General features: G+C 74.3%; 10 protein-coding genes. 4 read left to right on the top strand and 6 right to left on the bottom strand.

All coding sequences use genetic code 11. The annotated features are described in order from the left end of the window. Positions 1–20 precede the first annotated feature (20 nt). The gene (locus tag ACFYXE_RS14170; protein WP_389312232.1) at positions 21–1,664 is read right to left on the bottom strand and encodes an ABC transporter substrate-binding protein; all 1,644 of its coding nucleotides are present in this window, start codon (positions 1,662–1,664) and stop codon (positions 21–23) included. A 375-nt stretch (positions 1,665–2,039) separates the two neighbouring features. Here ACFYXE_RS14170 and ACFYXE_RS14165 point away from each other — a divergent pair, with 375 nt between their 5' ends. Beyond that, positions 2,040–3,323 carry an aminotransferase class I/II-fold pyridoxal phosphate-dependent enzyme gene (locus ACFYXE_RS14165; protein WP_389312230.1) on the top strand — a complete coding sequence of 428 codons (1,284 nt, stop codon included), beginning with the start codon at positions 2,040–2,042 and terminating at the stop codon, positions 3,321–3,323. Here ACFYXE_RS14165 and ACFYXE_RS14160 read toward each other — a convergent pair. The 4 genes from ACFYXE_RS14160 to ACFYXE_RS14145 form a co-directional block, all read right to left on the bottom strand. Further along, positions 3,265–4,935: a PH domain-containing protein gene (locus ACFYXE_RS14160; protein ID WP_389312228.1), complete on the bottom strand. Its 1,671-nt coding sequence runs from the start codon at positions 4,933–4,935 to the stop codon at positions 3,265–3,267. The genes ACFYXE_RS14165 and ACFYXE_RS14160 overlap by 59 nt on opposite strands. Next, entirely contained in the window at positions 4,932–5,459 is a 528-nt protein-coding gene (locus ACFYXE_RS14155) for a PH domain-containing protein (protein WP_389312226.1), read from the bottom strand. Before ACFYXE_RS14155 ends, ACFYXE_RS14160 begins: the two co-directional genes overlap by 4 nt. A 90-nt stretch (positions 5,460–5,549) precedes the next feature. Then, a complete protein-coding gene (locus tag ACFYXE_RS14150) occupies positions 5,550–6,227 on the bottom strand; it encodes an AIM24 family protein (RefSeq protein WP_389312224.1) in 678 nt (225 codons plus the stop codon). Between the two features lie 78 nt (positions 6,228–6,305). Beyond that, the gene (locus ACFYXE_RS14145; RefSeq protein ID WP_389312222.1) at positions 6,306–6,878 is read right to left on the bottom strand and encodes a class I SAM-dependent methyltransferase; all 573 of its coding nucleotides are present in this window, start codon (positions 6,876–6,878) and stop codon (positions 6,306–6,308) included. Positions 6,879–6,933: 55 nt separating this feature from the next. Between ACFYXE_RS14145 and ACFYXE_RS14140 the strand changes: the two genes are divergently transcribed. Beyond that, entirely contained in the window at positions 6,934–7,728 is a 795-nt protein-coding gene (locus ACFYXE_RS14140) for a helix-turn-helix domain-containing protein (RefSeq protein WP_389312220.1), read from the top strand. Between the two features lie 53 nt (positions 7,729–7,781). After that, the gene (locus ACFYXE_RS14135; RefSeq protein WP_389312218.1) at positions 7,782–8,576 is read left to right on the top strand and encodes an isocitrate lyase/phosphoenolpyruvate mutase family protein; all 795 of its coding nucleotides are present in this window, start codon (positions 7,782–7,784) and stop codon (positions 8,574–8,576) included. Here ACFYXE_RS14135 and ACFYXE_RS14130 read toward each other — a convergent pair. Then, entirely contained in the window at positions 8,573–9,547 is a 975-nt protein-coding gene (locus ACFYXE_RS14130) for an alpha/beta fold hydrolase (RefSeq protein WP_389312216.1), read from the bottom strand. The genes ACFYXE_RS14135 and ACFYXE_RS14130 overlap by 4 nt on opposite strands. Positions 9,548–9,640: 93 nt before the next feature. On the opposite strand from ACFYXE_RS14130, the gene ACFYXE_RS14125 reads away from it, so the two are divergent. Next, on the top strand, positions 9,641–10,231 hold the full coding sequence (locus ACFYXE_RS14125) for a TetR/AcrR family transcriptional regulator (protein ID WP_389312214.1): 591 nt from the start codon (positions 9,641–9,643) through the stop codon (positions 10,229–10,231). Positions 10,232–10,234 lie beyond the last annotated feature (3 nt).

Raw genomic sequence — 10,234 nt, 5'->3', positions numbered from 1 at the left:
CCTCCCGGACCGGGCGGGGGTCACGTCCATCGGGCCTGCAGCAGGTTGATGCCGGGATACGGCTGGGCCTTGACGCCGGTGACCTTCTTCGGGTCCCAGGCGGTCATGAGTTCGTTGTGCACGACCGGGTAGAGCACGGCCTGTTCGGCGACGACGTCGATGTAGTCCTGGACCATGGCCTTCTTGCGGCCCGCCTCGGGTTCGCGGGTGGCCCGGTCCATGTCGCGGAAGAGCTTCTTGGCGACGGCGGCGTCGGCCCAGCGCGCGTAGCCCATCCACAGGTTCTCGGGGCCGTAGTTGTAGTGCATGATCAGGTCGGCGTCGAGCCCGAACTGGTTGGGGTTGGAGGCGGCCGCGACGACCTGGAAGTCCTTCTTCTGGTCCAGCTTGGTGAAGACGGCGGTGGTCTCCTGCGGGTCCAGGGTGACGTCGACGCCGAGCTTCTCCCAGCCCTCCTGGATGGTGGGCAGGCAGTCCACGATCCAGCTGACGTTGACGGCCATCAGACGGACGCTGAGCTTGCCGACCCCGGCCTCCCGGAGCAGCTTCTCGGCCTTCGCCGGGTCGTACGCGTACACGGTCCTCGCGGGCCGGTAGGAGGGGTTGGCCTCGTCGAGGAACGACGTCGAGGCCTTGCCGTGGCCCTTGAGGGCGGCCTCGATCATCTTGTCGCGGTCGATGGCGTAGTGCAGGGCCTGGCGGACGCGGATGTCGTCGAAGGGCCGGTGCGCGGTGTTGAAGAGCAGGAACAGGTTGTTCATCCCGGCGCCGCCCTCGACGCTCATGCCGCTCTGCTTGAGCCTGCCGATGTTGGCGTACGGGATGTTGTCGGCGATCTCCGCGTCCGCGCCCGCGCCGGAGATCTTCGCGACGCGGGGCGCGGCGTCCACGATGGTCAGCCAGTTCATCTTCGCGAAGGCGGCCTTGCGCGGGCCGTTGTAGTCGTCGAAGGCCTCGAAGGTGGTGTTGGACTTCGGGTGGTGGGCGGTCTGCCGGTACGGTCCCGAGCCGACCGCCTTGCCCCGGGTGGCCTCGTCCCAGGCGCCCGGCTTCGAGAAGACGTGCTTCGGCATGATCTTGGCGAGGGAGAGGCGGGCGGCGCCGTCGGGGAAGGGGAACTTCAGTTCCAGCTCGACGGAGGTCGCGCCGGTCTTCCTGACCTCTTTGAGCCAGCTCGCGAAGAAGCCCTTGGCCAGGGTCTGGGTCTTCGGGTCGAGGATGCGGTCGAAGACGAACACGACGTCGTCGGCGGTGACCGGCCTGCCGTCGTGCCACTTCGCGCCCGGGCGCAGGGTGAACGCCCACGTGGTGGCCCTGGGGTCGGCCGGGAGCCCGGTGGCGAGCGCGGCGTAGGGCTCGCGGGTGATCGGGTCGGTGCCGAGCAGGCCCTCGTAGATGTGTTCGTTGCCGGCCATCGCGAAGGCGGACGCGGTCTGGGTCGGGTCCCAGCTGCCGTCGTTGCCGTAGCCGATCACGGCGGTGAGCGTCGCGCCGCCGCCGGTGCCGCCGTCCCCGGTGTCGTTGGTGGACTCGGGGCCGGACGAGCAGGCGGAGAGGGTGGTGGTGACGGCGGCGGCCGCGCCCAGCGCGCCCGTGTACCGGAGGAAGGACCTGCGGTCCGGGCCGGCCGCGCGGTGCACGGTCCGAGAGGTCAGATCGCTCACTGTGTCGTTGCCTCCCTGAGAGGTCCCACGTCCTACGTCGTGGGTGGCGTGGCGACCATAGGAGGGGCACGAGGGCCGGTCAAGGCCCCCGGCAAGGGCTTTCCCGGGTGGTGGGCCGGGTGGGGTCCGAGGAGCCGAACTCGCTTTCCGGGTCCGTGCGTTCGCCGTCCGGCGGTGGCCCGCGGGGCGGCGCCCGGCGGTGAAAGGTCGGAGGACGTGCGGCGGGGGCGCGGGCGGTGGGCGGACCCCGCGGACCGCTCCCGCCCCCTGGGACCGGCGGTCTCGCGGTGCGGTCGCCCGGGGCGCGGGGGCCGCCCGGCTTTGTATTCTCGGCAGGCTCCACCCACCCGAGCGGCACCTGCGAGAGGCAACACGATGACCACCGAGCTGAGCCCCGACACCCAGGCCCAGGCCCCGGCCGGGCTGCTTGAGCGGGCACGGAAGGACTACGACGAGCTGGCCGGACGGGGGCTCTCCCTCGACCTGACCCGCGGCAAGCCCGCCCCGGAGCAGCTCGACCTCTCCGAGGAGCTGCTCAGCCTGCCCGGCGGCCGCTTCACCGCGGCCGACGGCACCGACGTACGCAACTACGGCGGGCTCCAGGGCCTGCCCGAGCTCCGGGAGATCTTCGCCGGGGTGCTCCAGGTGCCCGCGGCCCAGCTCCTCGCGCTCGGCAACTCCAGCCTGGAGCTGATGCACGACTGTCTCGTGCACGCCCTCCTGGGCCGCCTGCCCGGCGCCGAGTCGCGCTGGGTGGACCAGGAGCGCGTCGCGTTCCTGTGCCCGGTGCCCGGCTACGACCGGCACTTCGGCCTGTGCGAGCGGTTCGGCATCGACATGATCCCCGTGCCGATGACCGACCAGGGACCCGACATGGACGCCGTGGAGCGCCTCGTCGCCGAGAACCCGGCGGTCAAGGGCATCTGGTGCGTGCCGAAGTACAGCAACCCCGACGGCGTCGTCTACAGCGACGAGACCGTGGCGCGGCTGGCCGCGATGCCCACCGCCGCCCCGGACTTCCGGATCTTCTGGGACAACGCGTACGCCGCCCACCACCTCACCGACGAGCCGGCCGAGCTCGCCGACCTGCTCGCCGCCTGCGCCGAGGCGGGCAACGAGGACCGCGCGTTCGTCTTCGGCTCCACCTCGAAGATCACCGCGGCCGGTGCGGGCGTCGCCTTCTTCGGCTCGTCGCCCGCCAACGTGAAGTGGCTGCTCGCGGCCAACCAGAAGCGGTCGATCGGCCCCGACAAGATCAACCAGCTGCGGCACGTGATGTTCCTGAAGGACGCGGCGGGCGTGCGCGCGCACATGGAGCGCCAGCGCGCGCTGCTGCAGCCCAAGTTCGAGGCGGTCGCCCGGATCCTGGACGCCGAGCTCGGCGGCACCGGCCTCGCCACGTGGACCGCGCCCCGGGGCGGCTACTTCGTGACCCTCCAGGTCCCGGACGGCTGCGCCAAGGAGGTCGTGCGCCGTGCCGCCGACGCGGGCATCGTGCTGACCCCGGCGGGTGCCACGCACCCCTACGGCGACGACCCGCGCGACGCCGTCATCCGCATCGCGCCCAGCTACCCGGGCCTCGCCGAGCTGGAGGAGGCGATCAAGGGCCTGACCACCTGCGTCCGCCTGGTCGGCCTCGAGCGCAAGGCCGCGAGCTAGCCGAGACGGACCGACGTTGGGCGGAGCGGGCGGTCTCCGGCGCCCCGGCCCGCTCCAGGAACGGGCCGAGCAGGCCCGGTACCGCCCGCTCCGCGAACGCGAGGCCCTCCGCCTCGGCCACGTCGTACGCCGCGTACGCCTGGGCCCCCGCGGCCGTCGTGGCGCTCAGCGTCACCAGGCCCGCCCTGCGCTGCAGCACGGACTGCTTCACGGTCCAGCCGATCACCCCGGCCCGCCGCAGCGCCACCGTGGACCGCCGCAGCGTCCCCGAGCGCACCACGAGGTAGTCCCCGGCGAGCGCATGCCCCAGGCCGCGGTACGCGTCACGGGCCAGCGCCACCGCGACCGGCACCAGGACGGCCGTCGTGCCCGCGGCCAGATACGCCAGCACCGGCACCCCGGTCAGCGCCCCGAGCGGCAGCAGCACCGGCGCCGGGGCGAGCGCCGCCGACACCGCCCAGCGGACCCGGCGGGTCCGGGCGGCCCGCGGGTGGGGCGTGAGCGGTGCCGCGGTGGGCGTCACCGGCTCCCGCAGCACCCGCGCCGCCACCTCGTCCGCGCGCCGCCGCGGCGCGGCGGGCAGCAGCGTGCCGGGCCCCGCCTGGTCCTCCTCGTCCCGGCGCGACAGCCCCGTGGCGACCGCGTCCACCCGGGCCGCGCCCGACAGCCGCAGGCCCAGCGGCTCCACCACGTCGACCCCGCGCAGCCGGGCCTCCTCCAGCGAGACGGACCGGGTGGTGAGCAGTCCGCGCCGCACCCGCAGCGTCCCGCCGGGTTCGCGCTCCAGGCGGTAGCCCCACCACATCTCCACCCACAGGCCGAGCGCCCCCACCGAACCGGCCGCCAGCGCCCCCGCGACCAGCGCGAGGACCATGCCCGCCACGGACATCCCGCGAAAGGCGTCGCCGACCCGCTCGATGACCTCTTCCTGCACCCCGAACCACTCGCTGACCTGCATCACCGCGCCGCCCACCGCGGCCGCGAGCGCCGACGTGACGAAGGACAGCGGGGCGTAGCGGATCCAGCGGACGTCGAGGGAGGCGAGCGTGCCCTCCGCGTCCGGGGCGGTGCCCGGTGCCGCCCGGCTCAGCAGTTCGCGCCGCAGCCGCTCGCCCTCGGCCCGCCGCACCGGGCGCAGCTCCAGCGTCGCCTCCTGCGCGGAGCTCTGCTCGCCGGTGCCGATGCGCACCTCGACCAGGCCGAGCAGGCGCAGCAGCGGGTGGGCGACGAGGTCGACGGAGCGGATGCGCTCGCGGCTCAGCGAGCGGTGCTTGGCGAACAGGATGCCGCTGCGCAGCTCGGCGCGGTCGGGCCCGATGCGGTAGCGGCTGTGCCGCAGCCGCAGCGCGTCCAGGCCGACCCCGCCCGCGATCAGGAGCAGGCTCAGGCCCACCGCCCAGGCGATCACCGGCCCCATCGGCACCCAGCCCTGGAAGCTGAGGGTGACGGGCAGGCCGACGGCGGTCACCACCCCGCCGGTCATCTGGACGGTGATCAGCAGCGAGCGCCGGTCGAGGCGCCGCCAGCCGGTGTCCGGACCGCCCGGCACCGCGTCCCCGGGCCCCGCGGGACCCGGCGCGGCCCGCCCGACGGACTCCGCGAGGCCGCTCATGTGGCGTCCCCGGGCGTCGCCTGGGTGACCAGCGCGAGCCGCTCGGCCAGCTCGGCGGCCGTCGCGTGGTCCAGGCCCTTGACCTGGAGGGCGCCCCGGGCGGACGCCGTGGTGACCGTGACGGTGGTCAGCCCGAAGACCCGCTGGAGGGGCCCGCGCACCGTGTCGACGGTCTGCAGCCGCGACATCGGCGCGATCCGGCCCTCCATCCAGAAGAACCCGGTCCGCACGTACACCGCGTGGTCGGTGACCTCCCAGCGGTGCACCCGGTACCACCACGGGGGCAGCAGCGCCGCCGCGAGCAGCCCCGGCACCGCGATGAGCACGGCGGGCAGCAGCAGCCAAAAGCGGGCCGGGGCGATCAGCGCGCCGAGCAGGCCCAGGAGCGCCACCGGGGCGGCCACGGTCAGCAGCACCTGCGTGCGCCACCAGCCGACGGCACGGCGGTCCAGGGGGTGGCGGGGCGCCCGCAGCCGTACGCCCGAACCCGCCACCTCCCCCTCGTCCCCTTGGTCAACAAGCATGAGACGAAAGGTACTTGCTCCCTCAAGTTGCCTGCTCACCGGCTGTAGCGGGGCTCGGCCGAATATCGACCACGGCCGTGCCCCGCCCGCTCAGTGCTGCTGCGGCTTCTGCGGCGTCGCCTCGCTGGGCCGCACGATGACGTACCCCTCGCCCTCCAGCTTCAGCTGGACCGCCTCGCCCGAACCGCCGCGGATCATCGAGCCGATGGACTGCGAGCGGTGCAGCGAGGTGCTCAGCTGCGCGGTCCAGCCGACGATCGCGTCCGTGTCGACGTACACGGGCTGCTGCGGCGACACCGGGATCACCAGCGGGCTGCCCTCGCAGATCAGGCCGAGCCGCCCGCCGCCGGTGAACACGCTGTTGAACAGCCCGCCCCCGGCGATGCCCGACCCCTTCACGGTCTTGATCTCGTACGAGAGGGTCGCGTCGAAGCAGAGGATGTTGCGGCCGTTGACGGTGAGGACGTCACCGGGCTCCACGTCGACGATGAAGCAGTTCTGCGCCTCGTGCGCGAACCACGCCTCGCCCTGGCCGCGCACGGCCATCAGCGGCAGCCCCTCGCCCGTCACGGCGCGCTTGAGCATGCCGCCGACGCCCTGGCCCTTGCGCTCGAAGTGCAGGTCGCCCCGGTACGCGATCATCGCGCCCTGGCGAGCCAGCATCTCGCCGTTCACCGCGTACTTGATCGATTTCGCGTTCTGCAGGGTCATCCCGGGGGCGTGCGCGGGCTGCGCCATGTGCTCGCTGGAGAACAGATCACTCTTCATACCGGCATCCTGCCCGAGGAGCGCCGGTCCGCCCAGATCCGAAGGGATGCGCCGCCCCCTCCTTCGGTCTACGGCGGGCTACGGCTTGTACGCCCGGAAGCGCAGGCCGCCGCGGCCCGGATGCAGGTCCACCGCGACGTCGGTGAAGCCCGCGGCCTTCAGGCGGCCCGGGAACTCCTCGGGGGACACCGTGTTCATGGTGTCCCGGACGTGCAGCAGCCGGAAGGCGAACCCCGGCCGGCCGTCGCTGCCCGCGAAGACCCCGCCGGGCCGCAGCACGCGGAACGCCTCGGCGAAGATGCGGTCCTGGTGCGCGGCCGTCGGCACGTGGTGGAGCATCGTGAAGCAGACGACGGACGAGTGCGTGTCGTCCGGCAGCGGCATCGCGGCGCCGTCCGCGTGCAGGATGGTGGCCCGGCCGCCCCAGCGGCGGGCCAGGAGCCGGGCGGTGTCCTCGTCGATCTCGACCGCGGTCAGGCGGGGGGTCAGGTCGATCAGGGCGCGCAGGTTCGCGCCGTAGCCGGGCCCGATCTCGACGACGTCGTCGCCGAGTTCGATGTCCTCCAGGGCCCAGGGCAGCAGTTGTTCCCGCACGGTCCGCGCCCACTTCTCGGAGCTGCAGAACTTTCGGTGCACCCAGTTCATCGGCATACGGCGATGCTCGCCCCGGCCCGGCCGGGCCCGCCACGGGCTAGGCTGCCGACCCATGTCGCGCACCGGACAGCCGACGCCCGCCGACGCCGCCCGCGGCCCCGCGGGACCGATCGTCACCGCGCTCTTCATCGGCGACTTCCCCATGCCGCGCGGCAGCGCGCTCGGCGTCCACCGCCACCCCGAACACCAACTCGCCTGGCCGTCGCGGGGGTTGCTGCGGTTCTGGACCGCCCGCGGCTCCTGGCTGCTGCCCCCGACGCTCGCCCTGTGGATCCCCGCGGGCCTGCCGCACGCGCCGGAGTCGGAGGGCGACGCCGTCCTCGGCAGTCTCTACCTCGCACCCGGCCACGGCCCCGCCGCCCCCTGGCCCGCCCCCACCGTGCTGGCCCTGAACCCACTGGCCCGCGCGCTCCTGGACCACCTGGTCCGCACCGACCTGGCCCCGGCCGCCCGCGCCCGCGCCGAGGCCGTCCTCTTCGACGTGCTGCGGCCGGTGCCGGTGACGGACGTGTCCGTGCCGGAGCCGGCCGACCCGCGCGCCCGCACGGTGGCCCGCGCGCTGGCCGCCGACCCGGCCGACGGCCGGACCCTGGGGGAGTGGGGCGCCGGGGTCGGCGCCTCGGAGCGGACGCTGGCCCGGCTCTTCGCCACGGAGACGGGCCTCGCCTTCGGCCGGTGGCGGCAACGGCTGCGGATGCGGGCCGCGATGCCGGTGCTGGCCGAGGGCCTGCCGCTGGACGCGGTGGCCCGCCGCGTCGGCTACGCCTCCGCCAGCTCCTTCGCCGCGGCCTTCCACCGCACCGTGGGCCTCACGCCCCGGCAGTACTTTCCCCTCCGGGACGGGTGACGCGGTCGTACGTTTCGGCCCCGGCCGAAACGGCACGCCCTTACCTTCATGCCATGACACTTCGGTACGAGGAGTTCCGCGACCTGCACCGCCCGGGCGCGCCCCTGCTCCTTCCCAACGCCTGGGACCACGCCTCGGCCGCCGCGTTCGCCGCCGCGGGGTTCCGGGCCCTCGGCACGACGAGCCTCGGCGTGGCCGCCGCGGCGGGCCTTCCCGACGGGACGGGCGCGGCCCGCGCGGAGACCGTGCGGCTCGCCCTGGGTCTCGCCCGCCTCGACGCGCTCGTCAGCGTCGACATCGAGGGCGGCTTCAGCGACCGCCCCGAGGAAGTCGCCGACCTGGTGGCCGAGTTGGCCGAGGCGGGCGTCGTCGGCGTCAACATCGAGGACGGCCGCGCCGACGGCACCCTGCGGGACGTCACCCATCAGTGCGAGATCCTCCGGGCGGTGTGCGACGCGGTGTCCGGGCGGCTCTTCGTCAACGCCCGCACCGACACGTACTGGTTGCGGGGCGCGGGGGAGGCCGGGCGGACCGCGGCCCGCCTGGAGGCGTACCGGCGGGCCGGGGCGGACGGCCTCTTCGTCCCCGGTCTGCGCGACCTGACCGTCGTCGCCGAGCTCGCCACCGGGTTCGACGCGCCGCTCAATGTGCTCCACGCGCCGGACGGGCCCGCTCTCGCGGAGCTCGCGGACGCGGGCGCGGGGCGCGTCAGCTGCGGTTCGCTGCCGTTCCGCGCGGCGCTGCGGGGCGCGGTGGCGGCGGTCGAGGCGGTGGCCCGCGGGGCCGCCGCCGGTTCGGATGTCCCCTCGTACGACGAGGTGCAGGCGCTGTCCGACCACTTCGCCTAGCGGCGGGCGGGGCCGGTCCGGCCCTCCCGGCCGGACCGCCCGCGGTCGATGAACGCGGTCAACACCTCGACCAGCGCGGCGGGTTGCTCGTCGGGGATGAAGTGCCCGGCGTCGGGGACGAGGGCGCCGGTCACGTTCTTCGCCCACGGGCGGAGGGAGGCGGCCATGTCCGGGATCGAGCCGTGGGAGCCGGAGACTCCCAGGACCGGGACGGTCACGGGCCCCCGGCCGAGGGCCTCATGGTTCCCGCGCGCCGATTCCGCGGCCTCCCGGTAGTAGGCGAGCGACGCGGCGAGTCCGCCCTCGGCCGCGACGGCGGCGGCGTAGTGGTCGATCTCGGCCTCGTCGAAGGCGTCCGGGGACAGCGCCTTGGCCCGCAGGAACCAGCCGACGTAGTCGCGCTCCCGCCCCGCGAGCAGGGTCTCGGGCAGGTCCGGCACCAGGTGGAAGGCGAAGTGCCAGGTCTTCCAGGCCCGTTCGGGGTCCGTCGGGACGGAGTCCGGGAGGGTGATCCCGGGAATGCCGGCGTCCAGCAGGGCGACACCGTGCAGGCGCTCCTCGTGCCCCAGGGCCAGCGAGAAGGCGACCCAGGCCCCGATGTCGTGGGCGACGAGCCAGTACGTCGGCACGTCGAGCGCGGTCAGCGCGGCCCGGACGTGCGCGGCGACCGTGTGCGTGTCGTAGCCCCCGTGCGGGCGGGCGGAGTGGCCCTGCCCCGGCAGGTCGACCGCGAGCACGCGGAACCGCTCGGCCAGGCCCGGCATCACCTTGCGCCAGGCCCACCAGGTCTGCGGGAAACCGGCGAGCAGGACGACGGCGGGCCGGTCCGGCCGGCCGCCTTCCACGGCGTGCAGGCGGATTCCCTCCGCGTCGACCCAGCGGTGGGTGAATCCCGCGAGGTCGTGCAGCGGCAGTCCGGGCACCGGGTTCTCGTCGCCGGAACGGTTCTGGGGCAGGGCGTCGTCGGGCATGCCCCGACCCTACTGCATCTTGAACTGAATGGTTCAAGATAGGGTGGGCGGGGCCGCGCAAGCCGGTCCGGGAACGAACGAGGTGCGTGCGTGATGGCGGGAAAGAAGCAGTTCGACGTGGGCGTCGCGCTCGACGCGGCGATGGTCCAGTTCTGGCGGGCCGGCCACGCCGCCACGTCCGTCGACGACCTCTCCAGGGCTACCGGCCTGAATCGCAGTTCCCTGTACTCCTCCTTCGGCGACAAGGACGCGCTGTACCTGCGGTGCCTGGACCGCTACGCCGAGCGCTACGGACACCGGTACGACCTGGCGCTCTCCCGCGCGGCGGAGGAGCCGCTCCCCGCGGTACGGGCGTTCTTCGACGTCACCCTGGAACGCATCGCCGACCCCGACGTCCCCGACGGGTGCCTGGTCGCGCAGACCGCGATGGCTGCCCCCGTGCTGAGCCCCGCCATCGCCGCCCGCGCGGCCGAGGCCCTGGGCTTCCAGCGCGCGCGGCTGCGGACCGCCTTGACCGCGGCGCGGCTCGCCGAGGACACCGCCGACGACTTCGCGGTCCACCTGGCGGCGGTCAACCAGTCGCTGGCGGTGCTGAGCAGGGCCGGGGCGAGCGGGCGGCACCTGCGCACGGTGGTCGACGTCAGCGTGACCGCGCTTGCGCACGCGGTGCGGGCGGGAGCCTGAGGG

Source organism: Streptomyces sp. NPDC002564, from assembly GCF_042889645.1.
In the GTDB taxonomy this organism is placed as follows: domain Bacteria; phylum Actinomycetota; class Actinomycetes; order Streptomycetales; family Streptomycetaceae; genus Streptomyces.
The sequence above is the reverse complement of the archived record's forward strand: the minus strand, read 5'-3'. Positions and strand labels throughout refer to the sequence as shown.

Coding starts and splice junctions, on each gene's coding strand:
- ACFYXE_RS14150 (WP_389312224.1), bottom strand. CDS start 6,227: ATGAAGAGTGATCTGTTCTCCAGCGAGCACATGGCGCAGCCCGCGCAC.
- ACFYXE_RS14155 (WP_389312226.1), bottom strand. CDS start 5,459: ATGCTTGTTGACCAAGGGGACGAGGGGGAGGTGGCGGGTTCGGGCGTA.
- ACFYXE_RS14160 (WP_389312228.1), bottom strand. CDS start 4,935: ATGAGCGGCCTCGCGGAGTCCGTCGGGCGGGCCGCGCCGGGTCCCGCG.
- ACFYXE_RS14135 (WP_389312218.1), top strand. CDS start 7,782: ATGACACTTCGGTACGAGGAGTTCCGCGACCTGCACCGCCCGGGCGCG.
- ACFYXE_RS14130 (WP_389312216.1), bottom strand. CDS start 9,547: ATGCCCGACGACGCCCTGCCCCAGAACCGTTCCGGCGACGAGAACCCG.
- ACFYXE_RS14125 (WP_389312214.1), top strand. CDS start 9,641: ATGGCGGGAAAGAAGCAGTTCGACGTGGGCGTCGCGCTCGACGCGGCG.
- ACFYXE_RS14140 (WP_389312220.1), top strand. CDS start 6,934: ATGTCGCGCACCGGACAGCCGACGCCCGCCGACGCCGCCCGCGGCCCC.
- ACFYXE_RS14165 (WP_389312230.1), top strand. CDS start 2,040: ATGACCACCGAGCTGAGCCCCGACACCCAGGCCCAGGCCCCGGCCGGG.
- ACFYXE_RS14145 (WP_389312222.1), bottom strand. CDS start 6,878: ATGCCGATGAACTGGGTGCACCGAAAGTTCTGCAGCTCCGAGAAGTGG.